Consider the following 15,674-nt stretch of genomic DNA (forward strand, 5'->3'; position numbering starts at 1 on the left):
CGGCTCGGCACGAATTACGACTTACGAGGATGAACAAATGAGTTCCGGAAAAATTGTCGAAATCATCGGCGCCGTCGTGGACGTGGAGTTTCCCCACGGCGAAGTGCCCAAGGTCTACGACGCCCTGACCCTGGAAAACGGCCTGACCCTGGAAGTCCAGCAGCAGCTGGGCGACGGCGTCGTGCGTACGATCGCCATGGGGACCACCGAGGGTGTGAAGCGCCAGACCCCGGTCACCGCGACCGGCAAGCCGATCTCCGTGCCGGTCGGCAAGGGGACCCTGGGCCGCGTGATGGACGTCCTCGGCCGCCCGGTGGACAACGCGGGCGACGTGGAGGCCCAGGAGACCTGGTCGATCCACCGTGCCGCCCCGACCTTCGACGAGCAGGCGGGCTCCACCGAACTGCTGGAAACCGGCATCAAGGTGATCGATCTCCTGTGCCCGTTCGCGAAGGGCGGCAAGGTCGGCCTGTTCGGCGGTGCCGGCGTGGGCAAGACCGTGAACATGATGGAGCTGATCCGCAACATCGCGATCGAGCATTCCGGTTACTCCGTGTTCGCCGGTGTGGGCGAGCGTACCCGTGAAGGGAACGACTTCTACCACGAGATGAAGGACTCCAACGTCCTCGACAAGGTGGCCCTGGTCTACGGCCAGATGAACGAGCCGCCGGGTAATCGTCTGCGTGTCGCGCTGACCGGCCTGACCATGGCCGAGTTCTTCCGTGACGAAGGCCGCGACGTGCTGATGTTCATCGACAATATCTACCGCTACACCCTGGCCGGGACCGAGGTCTCCGCGCTGCTGGGTCGTATGCCGTCCGCGGTGGGCTACCAGCCGACCCTGGCGGAAGAGATGGGTGTGCTGCAGGAGCGCATCACCTCGACCAAGAAGGGTTCGATCACCTCCATCCAGGCGGTCTACGTGCCGGCGGATGACCTGACCGACCCGTCGCCGGCCACGACCTTCGCGCACCTGGATGCGACCGTCGTGCTCTCGCGCCAGATCGCCGAGCTGGGGATCTACCCGGCGGTGGATCCGCTCGACTCGACCTCGCGCCAGCTGGACCCGCAGATCATCGGGCAGGAGCACTACGACACTGCCCGTGCGGTGCAGAACACCCTGCAGCGCTACAAAGAGCTGAAGGACATCATCGCGATCCTCGGGATGGACGAGCTGTCGGAAGACGACAAGCTGGTCGTGGCCCGTGCGCGAAAGATCCAGCGCTACCTGTCGCAGCCGTTCTTCGTCGCCGAGGTGTTCACCGGGGCGCCGGGCAAGTACGTGTCCCTGAAGGACACCATCCGCGCGTTCAAGGCCATCGTGGCGGGCGAGTATGATCATCTGCCGGAACAGGCCTTCTACATGGTCGGCACCATCGAGGAAGCCGTCGAGAAGGCCGAGAAGCTCGGCTAAGGAGTGAGCAACATGCCCATGACGATGCACGTGGATGTGGTCAGTGCCGAGGAGTCCATTTACTCCGGGACCGCGCTGATGATCGCGGCCCCGGCCGAGGGTGGCGAGGTCGGTGTCTATGCGGGCCACACCCAGATGCTGGCTCGCCTGAACCCGGGCGAGCTGCGCATCCTGGAAAAGGAAGGCGCGGATCCGCAGCCGGTGTTCGTCTCGGGCGGTATCCTCGAGGTCCAGCCGTATCATGTGACGGTCCTGGCGGATACGGCGGTGCGGGCCAAGGATCTGGACGAAGCCGAGGCGCTGGAGGCGAAGAAACGCGCGGAGGAGGCCCTGGAGAATTCCAAGGCCGATTTCGACTACGCCAAGGCGCAGGCGGAACTCGTGGAGGCCGCCGCCCGCCTGCAGATGATCCAGAAGCTGCGCCGGAAATAATCCGGCAAACTGCGACGAATGACCGACCCCAAGGGCCAACCGATTCGGTTGGCCCTTTATGATTGCACCCATGCCTGAAACGACACCCCTCCATATCGCGGTCCTCGCGGCCGGCAAGGGGACGCGCATGCGGTCGCGCCGCCCCAAGGTCCTGCAAGCCCTTGCCGGACGCCCCCTGCTGGACCATGTCCTCGAACGCGTAGCGCCGCTGGAAGCCGCCGCGCTCCACGTGGTGGTGAGCCACGAACAGGAACGGGTGCGCGCGGCGTTTGCCGATCACGTCCCCGCGCTTGACTGGATCGACCAGGGCGAGCCGCGCGGCACCGGGCATGCGGTCTATCAGGCCCTGCAGCACATCCCCGAGCATGCGCGTGTCCTGGTGGCCTATGGCGACGTCCCGCGGATCCCGATCGCGGATCTGGAGGCCTGTGTCCGCGGCGACGGCATAACAGTGCTGGCCGCCGAGATTGCCGATCCCACCGGCTACGGCCGCCTGATCCTTGATGCCGAGGGCCAGCTCGACCGTATCGTCGAACACAAGGAAGCCACCCAAGCGGAACGTGCGGTCGACCTGATCAATACCGGCGTCCTGGCCGCGCCGGCCGGGGACTTGCGTCGCTGGCTTGCGTCCTGCGAACCCGATCCGGCCGGGCCACGGGAATGGTATCTGACCGACATCGTGGCCGTGGCGCGGGGTCAAGGACGTGTGATCGATGTCGTGCGCAGTTCCGATCCCGTGGCCGTGCTGGGTGTGAACGACCGCGAGCAGCTGGCCGTCCAGGAGCGCCTGCACCAGGCGGAGCAGTGCTCCCGGATGATGCGGGATGGTCTCGCGGTGGCGGACCCCGCCCGTCTGGATGTGCGCGGCGTCCTGAAATTTGGACAGGACTGCTCGATCGACGTGAACGTCGTGATCGAGGGCACGGTGACGCTGGCGGACGATGTCTATATTGGCCCCGGCTGCGTGCTGCGCGATTGCGAGATTGGGTCCGGCACGCAGATCGCGGCACACAGTGTCCTGGAAGGTGTACGGATCGGCGAGGGCGCGAACGTTGGACCGTTCGCCCGCCTGCGCCCGGGGACCGAACTCGGTCCCGGTGCCCGCGTCGGCAACTTTGTCGAAATCAAGAACGCCACGCTGGGCCCGGGCGCGAAGGCGAACCACCTGACCTACGTCGGGGATGCCAGCGTCGGGGCCGGCGCCAATCTGGGCGCAGGAACGATTACCTGCAACTATGATGGTGCGAACAAGCATCGCACCGAGATCGGCGAGCGTGCGTTCATCGGCTCCAACACGGCCCTGGTGGCGCCCATCCGCATCGGCGATGACGCGACGGTGGGAGCGGGCTCGACCTTGTCCGACGATGTCGATCCGCGCGCGCTGGCGCTGACCCGTGCACGCCCGCGCGTTATCCAGGACTGGCCGCGCCCCAAGAAGAAGTCCGACTAGACACAAAAGTCCGACTCGACATAAGGAGTTTGCATGTGCGGTCTGCTGGCAGGTATTGGTGAGCGCAACCTGGTCCCGATCTTCGTCGAGGGTCTGCATCGACTGGAATACCGTGGGTATGACTCCGCCGGTATAGCCGTCATCGAGGACCGCGCGCTGCGGGATGTCCGTGCGGTTGGCAAGGTGGCCACCCTGGAAGAACAGATCGACGCGGCCGGACTGCAAGGGCCGGTGGGCATCGCCCATACGCGCTGGGCCACGCACGGGCCGCCCACCGAGGTGAATGCCCACCCCCACCGTTCCCGTGACGGCCGGGTCGCCATCGTCCATAACGGCATTATCGAAAACCACGCCCGTCTGCGAGACGACCTGGCCGCCGCTGGCTGGCCTTGCGTATCGGCAACCGACAGCGAGGTCATCGCCCACCGTATCGAACAGGCCCTGGTCGACGGGGCCTCGCCCCTCGAGGCCATGCGCCGCGCCTGTGCCGAGCTCGAAGGCGCCTATGCCATCGCCGCGGTGTTTGCCGACTATCCCGACGAGCTGATCGTCGCGCGCTCCGGCAGCCCGCTGATCCTGGGCCTGGGGATCGGCGAGTTCTTTGCCGCCTCGGATATCCAGGCCCTGCTGCCGGTGACCCAGCGATTCGTCGACCTCGAGGACGGGGATATCGCCCGCCTGACGCGCAAGGGCACTGAGATCCAGGACCTGCACGGCCAGCCGGTCGAGCGCGGCATCCGCGAGACCCGCTGTCAGGCAAGCGTTGCCGATCGGGGCGAGTACCGCCACTTCATGCTCAAGGAGATCTACGAACAGCCGCACGCGCTGGAGGAGACACTGTCCGGTCGTCTGGGTGAGGATGCCGTGCTGGAGAACATCCTCGGGCCCGGTACCAGCGAGCGTCTGGCGGATGTCAGCGCCGTGCAGATCGTGGCCTGCGGCACCAGCTATCATGCCGGCATGGTCGCAGCCCACTGGATCGAGGAGCACCTGGGCCTGCCCGCTCGCGTCGATGTGGCCAGTGAATACCGCTACCGCCGCCACGTCCTGGCCCCGGCCACGCTGCTGGTCGTGATCTCCCAGTCGGGGGAGACCGCCGATACCCTCGCCGTGCTGCGCCAGTCCCAGGACGAGCCGTTCCTGGCCCGTCTGGCCATCTGCAATGTCCCCGAGAGCACCATGGCCCGTGCTGCGGATCTGGTGCTGATGACCCATGCCGGACCCGAGATCGGTGTCGCCTCGACCAAGGCATTCACGACCCAGCTGGCCGCCCTCGCCACCCTCGTACTCCTGCTGGGCCAGACCGCTACGGCCGCCCGTATGACCGCCGAGGAGCGCGCCGCTGCGGTGACGGCCCTGCGCAGCCTCCCTGATCAGGTGGCGCGCATCCTGGCCCTGGACAACCCGATTGCGCGCGTCGCCGAGGATCTGATGGAGCGGCACCACGCCCTGTTCCTCGGGCGCGGGGCCCATTTCCCGATCGCCCTGGAGGGCGCGCTCAAGCTGAAGGAGATCTCCTACATCCATGCCGAGGCGTATCCCTCGGGCGAGCTGAAGCACGGCCCGCTCGCGCTCGTGGACACCGAGATGCCGGTGGTTGCTGTGGCCCCCGACGACGCGCAGCTGGAGAAGCTCTCCAGCAACCTGCAGGAAGTGCGCGCCCGGGGCGGGCAGCTGATCGTGATCGGCGAGTCCAGTGCGGCGCGTACGCTGGCCCCGGAGGACATCTGGATCGGCCTGCCACAGAGCGAGCCGCTGAGCCCCTGGCTGGCGCCAATCCTGCTGACCGTGCCGTTGCAGTTGCTGGCCTACCATACGGCCGTGCTCAAGGGCACGGACGTCGATCAGCCGCGCAATCTCGCGAAATCGGTGACGGTAGAATAGGCCCTTGTACGCGGCACTCCCGGAGTTTCTATCAGGAAACGCTTGTATTCGCCGGACGGGTCGGCTAGATTCGGGCGCGCTCGAATAACCGTACGATCAGGAGTAGCCCATGGATCAGCAAGAGCTCAACAACCGCTGCGTCAACCTGTTTCAGTCCCCGCGCATCCAGACCAAGCTCTGGAACCCGCGCATGTTCTGGAACGTCGGCCGCAAGCTGAACGTGACCCCCGAAGAGCTGACCGAGCCCAAGGTCGACCTCTGCGAGCTCGAGGTTATGCTGTCCGCGGCTGCCTACGAGCCCTCCCAGTGCGCCGACAACCTGAATGGTCGCGATGCCGGCCGCGCCGACTTCATCCGTCGTGCCGTGCAGTCCGGCCAGCGTCCGTTCCTGCGTCGCGCCGCCTGATCCGGTCTCTGACTGGTGATGTCGAAGACCCGGCCTTTGCGCCGGGTCTTTTGTTTTGGGGCGTCGGTCAGCGCTTCTCAGGCGCGCGTCTCCAGCCAGAAGGTCACCGGGCCGTCGTTCACCAGGCTGACCTGCATGTCCGCGCCAAAGCGCCCGCTGGCGACCTGCGGGTGTGAGGCCTGCGCCTGGTGCACCAGATATTCGAACAGCGCCTGGCCATGCTCTGGGTTCGCGGCACTGGTAAAGCTCGGCCGCATACCCTTGCGCGTATCGGCGGCCAGCGTGAATTGCGGCACCAGCAAAAGCCCACCGCCGGTATCCCGAAGGCTCAGGTTCATGCGCCCTTCGGCATCCGCGAACACGCGGTAGCCGAGCACGCGCTCCAGCAGCCGCCTGGCGGCCGACTCGCTGTCCTCTGGCTCCACTGCGACCAGCGTCAGCAGCCCCGGACCGGTGGCACCGACGCGCTCGCCGCCGACGTCGACCGCGGCCTCGGTCACGCGCTGGATCAGGGCGATCACGCCGAGGCAGCCCCGGTCCCGCCCGCGACCTGCCCGTCGAGATCATCGGCCAGGGTATCGGTCGCCGCGACCAGCTTGCGCACGATGCCTGGCTCGGCAGCCGAGTGCCCGGCGTCGGCGACGATCGCCATGCGCGCCTGCGGCCAGGCCCGATGCAGCTCCACCGCCTGCTCCACCGGGCACACCACGTCGTAGCGCCCGTGTACGATCCAGCCCGGTATGTCGCGCAGGCGTGGGGCGTCGCGCAGCAGCTGGTCCGGTTCCAGGAAGGTGTCGTGCATGAAGTAGTGGCACTCCAGCCGTGCCAGGCTCACGGCGACATCCGGATCGTCGAAATGAGCGATTACGTCATCATTCGGGATCAGGCAGGAGGTGTGTCCTTCCCAGCCCGACCAGGCGCGCGCCGCTGTGTGCCGGATCGCCGGATCCGGATCGGTCAGCCGACGGTAGTAGGCCCCGACCAGGTCGTTGCGTTCGTCCGGCGGGATGGGCTTCAGGTAGTGGGCCCACGCCTCGGGAAACAGGCGGTCGGCCCCCGACTGGTAGAACCACTGGATATCCCGCGGCCGGCACAGGAACACCCCGCGCAGGATCAGTCCCAGCACGCGACCGGGATGGGTCTGCGCGTAGGCCAGCCCCAGTGTGGAGCCCCAAGAGCCACCGAACACGGCCCAGCGCTCGATCCCCAGGTGTTCGCGCAGCCGCTCGATATCAGCCACTGCATGCCAGGTGGTGTTGGCCTCCAGGCTCGCGTGCGGCGTCGAACGTCCACAGCCGCGCTGGTCGAACAGCACGATGCGGTAACGCTGCGGGTTGTAGAAGCGCCGATGCCACGGCTCGCAGCCCGAGCCCGGCCCGCCGTGCAGGAATACGACCGGGATCCCGTCGGGTGTGCCACATTCTTCAAAATAGAGTTCGTGGCCGTCACCGACCGCGAGCCTTCCTGTGCTGTGCGGTTCGATCTCCGGGTACAGGGTGTCCATTGATCAGTGTTTCCTAGATTGCGGGCCCCGAGTGTCGCCAAAACGTTCGCGCAGGGAAAGTCCGCAGTCCGTCTATTCGTCGATGATCTGCCCCCGATAGACCCGGCGCCGTTGCGGCTCCACGTGGCGATCCGACGAGTCCGGCGCAGTTTCCGGCGGTGCCAGGTGCCCCGAACGCTGCAATTCGCTGCGCAGCGAAAGCGCGGCGGCCTGGGCGGCGCTCGACTGCGACCGTGAGGCGTAGTCCAGGATTGCCTCCATGAAGTCGGGGTTGGTGACCGACAGCCGCGCCACCGCCGGGAACTCCGCGCGCAGGTTTCGGCGCAGCTCGGCGGCCAGGCTTAAGCTCTTGCGGTCGTGCATATCGGTCCCCCACCGTTGAAGCGCCTGTCCAACCCGTATGCAAGCGCGGTGCCATGCGGCTAGCCCGCATTCGCTGGCGGGCGCCGGCGTTTATTGCTTCTACCGGGTGCATAACGGTGTGTGCCTGCACCGACAATGGGCACCATCCGGCAACCGCGGCGGGTATGGCGGCGCTTGCGAAGCAGGCCTCGCCGCCCTATGTTGCGGGCCATGGAAACGCCCACCGTCCCCGCCTCCATCCGCCGCCTGGCCGGCCGCGCCATCGCGGACTTCGACATGATCCGCGAGGGTGATCGCATCCTGGTCGGGCTGTCTGGCGGCAAGGATTCGCTGACGCTGCTGTGGCTGCTGCATGGCCTGACGCGACGGGCGCCGGTGCGTTTCGAGGTCGGCGCGGTCACGATCAACCCGGAGATCGAGGGCTTCGAACCGCAGCGCCTGATGGACTATCTCGGCCGGTATGGCATCCCGTACCACTTCGTCTCCGAGCCGATCGCGGAGCTGGCCGGCGAGCACATGGACAACGACTCGTTCTGCTCCTTCTGCTCGCGCATGAAACGCGGCCTGATGTATCGCACCGCGCGCGAACACGGCTACAACGTGCTGGCCCTTGGCCAGCACCTGGATGACCTGGCCGAGAGCTTCATGATGAGCGCCTTCCACGGTGGCCAGCTGCGCACAATGAAGGCCCACTACGCGATCGACGCCGGCGACCTGCGAGTGATCCGCCCGCTGGTGTACGTGCGCGAACGCCAGACGCGGGATTTTGCCGAGGCCGCCGGGCTGCCGGTAATCCTGGACAACTGCCCGGCCTGCTTCGCGATGCCCACCCAGCGCGAACACATGAAGAAGTTGCTCGCACAGGAGGAGGCACAGCACCCGCGGCTGTTCCGCAACCTGCGAACGACCCTGAAGCCGTTGATGACCGAGGGCGGGATCCCGCCGCGGATCCCGGCCGACCCACCCGAATCCCGCGATCATGGCCGAACGCCGGCATCTGCGTGACCGGCTGATCGCCGGCGGTCTGCGCCTGCTCGCCCGCCTCCCGCTGCGCGTTAATCATGCGCTGGGCGGGTTACTTGGCGCGCTGGCCTGGTACTGGCCGACGCGCTCCGCCCGCATCACCCGCCGCAACCTCGAACTCTGTTTCCCGGACAAGGACGCCGCCTGGCGCCGCCGGGTCGGGCGTCGATCGCTGATGGCGATGGGTCGGGCGCTGACCGAGTCCCCCTGGCTCTGGCAGGCCTCACCGCAGACCCTCGCACGACTGGCGGTCGATCCGCCCTGCTACGCCCGCCTGCGTGAACGCGAGGGCGGGCGGGCGCTGTTCCTCTGCGCCCCGCATCTGGGTTCCTGGGAGTTCGCCGGGCTGCAGGCCGCCTGCCACGGGCCGATGGCCACCCTGTACAGCCCGTTCAAGACCCCCGAGATCGACCGCTGGGTGCGCGAGGCCCGCGCCTCGACCGGCGCGACCCTGGCCCCGGCCGACCGCTCCGGGCTGCGCGTGCTGCAGCAGGCACGCGATCGCGGCGAGATCATCGGCATCCTGCCGGATCAAAGCCCGAAGGGCGCCTCCGGTACGCATGCGCCGTTCTTCGGCCACCCGGCGCTGACCATGACCCTGCTGCCGCGCCTGCTGCGCGGGCGCGAGGATCATGTGGTGTTCCTGTTCGCCGAGCGCCTGCCGAAGGGGCGCGGGTTTCGCTATCACGAGATCGAGGCCGGGCCGGAGGTTGCCGACCGAGACTTCGCCCGCGCTGCCACCGCGATCAATGCCCATGTGGAGACCCTGGTTCGGCGCTGCCCGGAGCAGTACAACTGGGCCTACAAGCGCTTCCATCCAGCCCCCGAGGGCCAGCCCAGCCCTTATAGAAGCGCTGAATAAAGCCATCTTGGCTTTCGGAGCCGCACGCGGCGCTGCAACGTTCTGTATGTCTTTGCACGGGCAAAGGGGTTTGCAGCTTGCTTCGGAACCAACCACTACGGTGGTCGGTTCCGGCGGCACGTCCCTGTGCCGCCGGGAAACGCCGATAAATCAGCGTTTCCCGGTCGCTGACAACCGGTCGGGTTCCGAGCACAAAAAAGCCGCCGGACCCGGAGGTCGCGGCGGCCGGTGCCTCTGGCCCCTAGGGGCCGGAAGCGGGTGCCTTAGAGGCTGTAGTACATGTCGAACTCGACCGGATGGGTGGTCATGCGCATGCGCGTGACTTCTTCCATCTTCAGGTCGATGTAGGCATCGATCATGTCGTCGGTGAACACGCCACCCTGGGTCAGGTATTCGCGGTCCTGGTTCAGGGCTTCCAGCGCCTGGTCCAGCGAATGGCAGACCTGCGGGATGCCCTTTTCCTCTTCCGGCGGCAGGTCGTAGAGGTTCTTGTCCATCGCATCGCCCGGGTGGATCTTGTTCTGGATACCGTCCAGGCCGGCCATCAGCATCGCGGCAAACGCCAGATACGGGTTGGCGGTGGAGTCCGGGAAGCGCAGCTCGATGCGGCGGGCCTTCGGGCTCATCACGAACGGGATGCGCAGCGACGCGGAGCGGTTGCGCGCGGAGTAGGCCAGCATGACCGGCGCCTCGAAGCCCGGCACCAGACGCTTGTAGCTGTTGGTGGACGGGTTGGTGAAGGCGTTCAGCGAGCGGGCGTGCTTGATGATACCGCCGATGTAGTACAGCGCGGTCTCGGACAGGCCGCCGTACAGGTCACCGGAGAACAGGTTCTTGCCGTCCTTGGACAGCGACTGGTGCACGTGCATGCCGGAGCCGTTGTCGCCGACGATCGGCTTGGGCATGAAGGTCGCGGTCTTGCCGTGCATGTGGGCCACGTTCTGCACCACATACTTCAGGATCTGCACCTCGTCAGCCTTCTGGGTCAGCGTCGCGGGGCCGACACCGATCTCGCACTGGCCGGCGGTGGCCACCTCGTGGTGGTGCACCTCGGTGGTCAGGCCCATCTCGGTCATCACTTCGCACATGGTCGAGCGGATGTCGTGCAGGCTGTCGACCGGCGGCACCGGGAAGTAGCCACCCTTCACGCCCGGGCGGTGCCCGATGTTGCCGTCTTCGTAGACGCGCTCGGAATTCCAGGAGGCCTCGGAGGAGTCCACGCGGCAGTAGGAGCCGGAGAGGTCCGAGCCCCATTTCACGTCGTCGAACACGAAGAATTCGTTTTCCGGCCCGAACAGCGCGGTGTCGGCGATGCCGGTGCTCTGCAGATAGGCCTCGGCACGACGCGCCAGGGAGCGCGGGCAGCGGTCGTAGCCCTGCATGGTGGCCGGCTCGACCACATCGCAGCGGATGTTCATGGTCATGTCTTCGAAGAACGGATCGATGACCGCGGATTCCGCGTCCGGCATCAGGATCATGTCGGACTCGTTGATGCCCTTCCAGCCGGAGATCGACGACCCGTCGAACATCTTGCCTTCCTCGAAAGACTCTTCGTCGAGGTCATGGGCCGGAACGGTTACATGCTGTTCCTTGCCCTTGGAGTCGGTGAAGCGGAAGTCGACAAAACGGACTTCCTTTTCCTGGATCTGCTTCAGCACGTCGGCTGCGGACATGGGAGTCTCCTTAGGTTTGCTCTTGGTCTTTGGGATCGCCGCGCCGATTCGAGCCCGGCCGGCGTTGAGTCGGTTCTATGCAGGCATCATGCCAGCTCGTTCGATTGGCCCTGTGACGGTCGTTCAGGACTCATCAGGTCAGTACCACGCGGCGGTCTGCACAATATCAGTGCGCCATCGGCACCACAGTAGTGCATCAACTCTTTTGTTGCACGCCAGTGGTGCATGGGCGATAGAGGATCTTCACCTCACCCAGCCGGTCCTTCAGTCGCGGATGGCCCTGCAGCGACTGTGACAGGCCCTCGCCCCGCGCGTTCAGGTCCTCGGGCGTGCATGCCCCGTCAAGGCGCAGCGTCAGGGTCAGGTGGATGCGCCCGTTCAGATAGTGCATGGAGAGCTGCTCCAGGCGATCCAGTTCCGGGGTGTCCGCCCAGGCCTCGCGCACCGCCTCGGCGACCTCCGGGCGCAGGGGCAGGTTCGAGCTTCGGGCCTGATCTTCATCGTTTTCCGGATCCACATGAACCGTAAAATCTCGCAGCCGCTCATGGCGCTGGGTGACGGCCCAGTACACCGCATCGGCAATCCGGTGTCCCTCGGACACCGAAATCATCGGGGCCACCTGGATATGCACATCGGCGACCACGTCGTTGCCGTGCCGCCGCGTACGCAGCATGTGCGCGTCCTTTACCCCGGGCACTTCCATGATCGTGCGGTGGATGTGCGCGACATCCTCCGGATCCAGTGCCGTGTCAATCAGTTCGGCGGCGCTGCGCACGATCAGGCGCCCGGCGATATGCAGGATGAACAGGGCAACGATCAGCGCCGCCAGGGCATCCGCCCATGGGAAGCCCGCAACCGCCGCCCCGACTCCGACCAGCACGAACAGCGAGGAGATCGCATCCGTGCGGTGGTGCCAGGCATTCGCATCCAGCATACGCGAGCCGATCCGTTTCGCGACCCGATGGGTGTACTGATAAAGCCCTTCCTTGGCCACCAGCGTCAGCACCGCAAAGGCGAGCGCGGCCGGCGCCGGTCCTGCGGTCGCGGAGTCGGTATCCACCAGCCGCTGTCCGGCGGCCCAGGCGATCCCGAGCCCGGCCAGCGCCAGGAACACGCCAACGACCACGGTAGCCAGGGTCTCGATGCGCCCGTGTCCGTACGGGTGGTCGTGGTCGGGCGAGGCGGCGGCTTTGCGCGCTGCGAACAGCACCACACCATCGGTGATCAGGTCGGACAGGGTGTGCACGCCGTCGGCGATCAGAGCCTGCGAGTTCAGCAGCCATCCGCTCAGCAGTTGCGCCAGGGCGAGAAAGGCATTCACCACCGCACCCACGACCGTTACCCGGCGCGTGGCGCGGTAGCGCCGGCCGTTTTCGGGCGAGATCGTGGACTCGGGGTTGGCGCGGGGGTCGCTCAGGGCGTCTCTCCCGGACAGGGGCAGACCCTCAGTATGGCCGCGCGCCCGTGGCACGCAACACCCAGGGAAACACGGATCAACGTACACACTCGCTGGCGGTGGCCGCGGCCGGAGCCCGGCCGATATACTGTTCGCTTTGCCCTGACCCGGGATTCCGCATGGCGCACGAACGCACCCCGTCCAGCAGCAGCCCCACCTTCCAGGACCTGATCCGTCGCTTGCAGGACTACTGGAACGACCACGGCTGCGTGGTCCTGCAGCCCTACGACATGGAAATGGGGGCCGGCACCTTCCATCCGGCGACCTTCCTGCGCTCCATCGGGCCGGAGCCGTGGCGCGCGGCCTACGTGCAGCCCAGCCGCCGTCCCACCGACGGGCGCTATGGCGACAACCCCAACCGCCTGCAGCACTACTACCAGTTCCAGGTGCTGCTGAAGCCGTCGCCGCCGGACATCCAGGAGCTCTACCTCGGCTCCCTGGAGGCGCTGGGCTTCGACACGCTCACCCACGATGTGCGCTTCGTCGAGGACAACTGGGAATCCCCGACCCTCGGCGCCTGGGGCCTCGGCTGGGAGGTCTGGCTGAACGGCATGGAGGTCACCCAGTTCACCTACTTCCAGCAGGTCGGCGGGCTGGACTGCCACCCGGTGTCCGGCGAGATCACCTACGGCCTGGAGCGCCTGGCGATGTACCTGCAGGGCGTGGAGAGCGTGTTCGACCTGGTGTGGACCGTTGGTCCCGACGGCCGCCCGGTGACCTACGGCGACGTCTACCACCAGAACGAGGTGGAGCAGTCCACCTACAACTTCGAGCATGCCGACCGCGACGCCCTGTTCGCCGCCTTCGACCAGCATGCGAACGAGAGCGACCGCATGATCGAGCTGGGCCTGCCGCTGCCGGCCTACGAACAGATGCTGCGCGCCTCGCACAGCTTCAACCTGCTGGATGCCCGCGGCGCGATCTCGGTCACCGAGCGCCAGCGCTACATCCTGCGCGTACGCGAGCTGTCGCGAAACGTCGCCCAGAAGTACTACGAGTCGCGCGAGGCCCTGGGCTTCCCGCTGTGCGCCGACGACGATGCGAACAAGCCCGACGCCGCCTGAACCTATTTTCCGGACCGCGTGCCCTTGCGCGCGGTCGTGATGGACCCGAACTGGACCCGACATGGCTGAAGCCCGTGAACTGCTGATCGAACTGGGCACCGAGGAGCTGCCCCCCACCGCCCTGTCCCGGCTGCGTGACGCCCTGGCCGACGGCCTGGCCACCCGCCTGCGCGAGGCCGGGCTGGAGCCGGGCGTGCCCGAGACCTTCGCCACCCCGCGCCGGCTGGCGGTGCTGTTCCCGGACGTTCCGGGGCAGCAGCCGGACCAGTTGCAGGAGCGTCGCGGCCCGGCTGTGGCCGCCGCCTTCGATGACGCCGGCGAGCCGACCAAGGCGGTGCTGGGCTTTGCCCGCTCCTGCGGCGTGGAGGTCGAGCGCCTGGAGCGCGAGACCACCGACAAGGGCGAATACCTCGTGTTCCGCCAGATGCAGCCGGGCCGCGCCCTCGGCGAGCTGCTGCCGGAGATGCTGGAGGCCGCGCTCGAAGCCCTGCCCACGCCCAAGCGCATGCGCTGGGGCAGCAGCCGCACCGAATTCGTGCGCCCCGCGCACTGGCTGGTGGTCCTGCACGGGACCGAGGTTCTGGAGATGACGGTGCTGGAACAGACTGCAGGCCGGGCCACGCATGGCCACCGCTTCCACCAGCCCGGCGCGCTGGAACTGAAGCGCGGGAACGACTACGCCGAGCGGCTGCGCAGCCCCGGCTTTGTCGAGCCGTCGTTCGAGGCGCGGCGCGAGAACATCCTCGCGCAGGTGCACGAACAGGCCAAGGCCCTGGGCGGGCGCGCACTGGTGGATGCCGACCTGCTGGACGAGGTCACCGCACTGGTGGAGTGGCCGGTGGCCCTGACCGGCGGCTTCGACCCGCGTTTCCTGGATGTCCCGCAGGAGGCGTTGATCTCCACCATGCAGGACAACCAGAAATACTTTCCGGTGGTCGACGAGGCCGGGCGCATGCAACCGCACTTCATCGTGATCAGCAATATCGAGTCGCGCGACCCGCACGCGGTGCGCGACGGCAACGAGCGCGTGCTGCGCCCGCGCTTCGCCGATGCCGAGTTCTTCTGGCAGCAGGACCGCAAGAAGCGCCTGGAGGAACGACTGGATGCGCTGGACTCCGTGGTGTTCGAGAAGCGCCTGGGCACGTTGCGCGACAAGTCCGTGCGGCTGGAGGCCCTGATGCAGTGCCTGGCCGGCCTGATGGGTCTGGATGCCGGGCTGGCCGCGCGCGCCGCGCGCCTGGCCAAGTGCGATCTGGTGACCCAGATGGTGTTCGAGTTCACCGAGCTGCAGGGCACGATGGGCCGCTACTACGCCCTGCACGACCGCGAGCACGAAGCGGTTGCGGCCGCGATCGAACAGCACTACTGGCCACGTCAGTCCGGCTCCGAACTGCCGGATGTCCCGCTGGCCCAGGCCCTGGCGCTGGCGGACCGACTGGACACGCTGGTCGGGATCTTCGCGATCGGCAAGCAGCCCACGGGCACCAAAGACCCGTTCGCCCTGCGCCGCGCCGCGCTGGGACTGGTGCGCATCCTGGTCGAGCGCGAACTGCCGCTGGCGCTGACCCCGCTGTTGCAGGCCGCGGCCGAGCCGATCCGCGAACGGGTGCCGGAGGCCGACCAGGCGGTGGAACCGGTCCGCGAATACATCCTGGAGCGCCTGCGCGGCTACCTGCTGGAGCAGGGTCAGGCACACGAGACCATCGAGGCGGTGGCCGCGGTCGCGCCCGATACCCCGCTGGACTTCGTCCGCCGTGTACGCGCGGTCAGCCTGTTCCGCGAGCGTCCCGAGGCCGAGGCCCTGGCCGCTGCGAACAAGCGCATCCACAACCTGCTGCGCAAGGCCGGCGAGGAGGCCGAGGCCGACCTTGATCCCGAGGCCCTGGCGCTGGACGAGGAACGCCAGCTCTACCAGGGCTTGCAGGCGGTGCGTCCCGGCGTCGAGCAGGCGGTGGCCGATGGCGATTACCTGCACGCCCTGGGCGAGCTGGCGGGCCTGCGGGATCGCGTCGATACCTTTTTCGACCAGGTGATGGTGATGGCCGAGGATGCCGCCGAGCGGCGCAACCGCCTGGCGCTGCTGCGCGAGCTGCGCCGCGCGTTCGAGACCGTGGCCGACATCGGCCGCCTGGCCACGGGATAG

At 67.2% G+C, this 15,674-nt stretch carries 14 protein-coding genes; 9 read left to right on the forward strand and 5 right to left on the reverse strand.

Annotated elements, in window-relative coordinates; translation table 11 throughout:
* Nucleotides 1–37: 37 nt before the first annotated feature.
* The 5 genes from atpD (at nt 38) to F579_RS0109210 (ending at nt 5,586) form a co-directional block, all read left to right on the forward strand.
* Entirely contained in the window at nt 38–1,414 is a 1,377-nt protein-coding gene (gene atpD, locus F579_RS0109190; protein WP_012983948.1) for a F0F1 ATP synthase subunit beta, read from the forward strand.
* 12 nt (nt 1,415–1,426) lie between these two features.
* On the forward strand, nt 1,427–1,846 hold the full coding sequence (locus F579_RS0109195; RefSeq protein ID WP_018139735.1) for a F0F1 ATP synthase subunit epsilon: 420 nt from the start codon (nt 1,427–1,429) through the stop codon (nt 1,844–1,846).
* Between the two features lie 127 nt (nt 1,847–1,973).
* The gene (gene glmU / locus F579_RS0109200) at nt 1,974–3,296 is read left to right on the forward strand and encodes a bifunctional UDP-N-acetylglucosamine diphosphorylase/glucosamine-1-phosphate N-acetyltransferase GlmU (RefSeq protein ID WP_019023485.1); all 1,323 of its coding nucleotides are present in this window, start codon (nt 1,974–1,976) and stop codon (nt 3,294–3,296) included.
* A gap of 33 nt (nt 3,297–3,329) precedes the next feature.
* Complete coding sequence (gene glmS / locus F579_RS0109205; protein WP_019023484.1) at nt 3,330–5,180, forward strand: glutamine--fructose-6-phosphate transaminase (isomerizing); 1,851 nt, start codon at nt 3,330–3,332, stop codon at nt 5,178–5,180.
* 109 nt (nt 5,181–5,289) lie between these two features.
* The gene (locus F579_RS0109210; protein WP_019023483.1) at nt 5,290–5,586 is read left to right on the forward strand and encodes a hypothetical protein; all 297 of its coding nucleotides are present in this window, start codon (nt 5,290–5,292) and stop codon (nt 5,584–5,586) included.
* Nucleotides 5,587–5,663: 77 nt separating this feature from the next.
* Here the strand turns inward: F579_RS0109210 and dtd are convergent, their stop codons facing one another.
* The 3 genes from dtd to F579_RS0109225 all read right to left on the reverse strand — a co-directional run bounded on the left by dtd (nt 5,664) and on the right by F579_RS0109225 (nt 7,453).
* Nucleotides 5,664–6,107 (reverse strand): D-aminoacyl-tRNA deacylase, encoded by a 444-nt coding sequence (dtd, locus tag F579_RS0109215; RefSeq protein ID WP_019023482.1) that lies wholly within the window; start codon nt 6,105–6,107, stop codon nt 5,664–5,666.
* The gene (gene pip, locus F579_RS0109220) at nt 6,104–7,090 is read right to left on the reverse strand and encodes a prolyl aminopeptidase (RefSeq protein ID WP_019023481.1); all 987 of its coding nucleotides are present in this window, start codon (nt 7,088–7,090) and stop codon (nt 6,104–6,106) included. The genes dtd and pip overlap by 4 nt, the downstream gene beginning before the upstream one ends.
* Before the next feature lie 72 nt (nt 7,091–7,162).
* Nucleotides 7,163–7,453: a hypothetical protein gene (locus tag F579_RS0109225; RefSeq protein ID WP_019023480.1), complete on the reverse strand. Its 291-nt coding sequence runs from the start codon at nt 7,451–7,453 to the stop codon at nt 7,163–7,165.
* 210 nt (nt 7,454–7,663) lie between these two features.
* On the opposite strand from F579_RS0109225, the gene F579_RS0109230 reads away from it, so the two are divergent.
* Both F579_RS0109230 and F579_RS0109235 read left to right on the forward strand, forming a co-directional pair.
* On the forward strand, nt 7,664–8,458 hold the full coding sequence (locus F579_RS0109230; RefSeq protein WP_026300982.1) for an ATP-binding protein: 795 nt from the start codon (nt 7,664–7,666) through the stop codon (nt 8,456–8,458).
* Entirely contained in the window at nt 8,433–9,338 is a 906-nt protein-coding gene (locus F579_RS0109235; RefSeq protein WP_019023478.1) for a lysophospholipid acyltransferase family protein, read from the forward strand. Before F579_RS0109230 ends, F579_RS0109235 begins: the two co-directional genes overlap by 26 nt.
* Before the next feature lie 263 nt (nt 9,339–9,601).
* Here F579_RS0109235 and glnA read toward each other — a convergent pair whose 3' ends face one another.
* Both glnA and F579_RS0109245 read right to left on the reverse strand, forming a co-directional pair.
* A complete protein-coding gene (glnA, locus tag F579_RS0109240; protein ID WP_019023477.1) occupies nt 9,602–11,011 on the reverse strand; it encodes a glutamate--ammonia ligase in 1,410 nt (469 codons plus the stop codon).
* Nucleotides 11,012–11,207: 196 nt separating this feature from the next.
* Nucleotides 11,208–12,482 carry a cation diffusion facilitator family transporter gene (locus F579_RS0109245; protein WP_019023476.1) on the reverse strand — a complete coding sequence of 425 codons (1,275 nt, stop codon included), beginning with the start codon at nt 12,480–12,482 and terminating at the stop codon, nt 11,208–11,210.
* 104 nt (nt 12,483–12,586) lie between these two features.
* Between F579_RS0109245 and glyQ the strand changes: the two genes are divergently transcribed.
* Both glyQ and glyS read left to right on the forward strand, forming a co-directional pair.
* Nucleotides 12,587–13,531 carry a glycine--tRNA ligase subunit alpha gene (gene glyQ / locus F579_RS0109250; protein ID WP_019023475.1) on the forward strand — a complete coding sequence of 315 codons (945 nt, stop codon included), beginning with the start codon at nt 12,587–12,589 and terminating at the stop codon, nt 13,529–13,531.
* A gap of 61 nt (nt 13,532–13,592) precedes the next feature.
* Nucleotides 13,593–15,674, forward strand: a complete 2,082-nt coding sequence (gene glyS / locus F579_RS0109255; RefSeq protein ID WP_019023474.1) for a glycine--tRNA ligase subunit beta — start codon at nt 13,593–13,595, stop codon at nt 15,672–15,674.

The sequence above is a fragment of the Thioalkalivibrio sp. ALJ21 genome, assembly GCF_000378605.1.
Classification (GTDB): domain Bacteria; phylum Pseudomonadota; class Gammaproteobacteria; order Ectothiorhodospirales; family Ectothiorhodospiraceae; genus Thioalkalivibrio.

Excerpts from the sequence above, each read along its gene's own strand:
- pip (WP_019023481.1), bottom strand. The coding sequence starts at position 7,090 with ATGGACACCCTGTACCCGGAGATCGAACCGCACAGCACAGGAAGGCTC.
- glyS (WP_019023474.1), top strand. The coding sequence starts at position 13,593 with ATGGCTGAAGCCCGTGAACTGCTGATCGAACTGGGCACCGAGGAGCTG.
- F579_RS0109210 (WP_019023483.1), top strand. The coding sequence starts at position 5,290 with ATGGATCAGCAAGAGCTCAACAACCGCTGCGTCAACCTGTTTCAGTCC.
- atpD (WP_012983948.1), top strand. The coding sequence starts at position 38 with ATGAGTTCCGGAAAAATTGTCGAAATCATCGGCGCCGTCGTGGACGTG.
- F579_RS0109225 (WP_019023480.1), bottom strand. The coding sequence starts at position 7,453 with ATGCACGACCGCAAGAGCTTAAGCCTGGCCGCCGAGCTGCGCCGAAAC.
- F579_RS0109195 (WP_018139735.1), top strand. The coding sequence starts at position 1,427 with ATGCCCATGACGATGCACGTGGATGTGGTCAGTGCCGAGGAGTCCATT.
- glnA (WP_019023477.1), bottom strand. The coding sequence starts at position 11,011 with ATGTCCGCAGCCGACGTGCTGAAGCAGATCCAGGAAAAGGAAGTCCGT.
- glyQ (WP_019023475.1), top strand. The coding sequence starts at position 12,587 with ATGGCGCACGAACGCACCCCGTCCAGCAGCAGCCCCACCTTCCAGGAC.
- glmS (WP_019023484.1), top strand. The coding sequence starts at position 3,330 with ATGTGCGGTCTGCTGGCAGGTATTGGTGAGCGCAACCTGGTCCCGATC.
- F579_RS0109230 (WP_026300982.1), top strand. The coding sequence starts at position 7,664 with ATGGAAACGCCCACCGTCCCCGCCTCCATCCGCCGCCTGGCCGGCCGC.
- glmU (WP_019023485.1), top strand. The coding sequence starts at position 1,974 with ATGCGGTCGCGCCGCCCCAAGGTCCTGCAAGCCCTTGCCGGACGCCCC.
- F579_RS0109235 (WP_019023478.1), top strand. The coding sequence starts at position 8,433 with ATGGCCGAACGCCGGCATCTGCGTGACCGGCTGATCGCCGGCGGTCTG.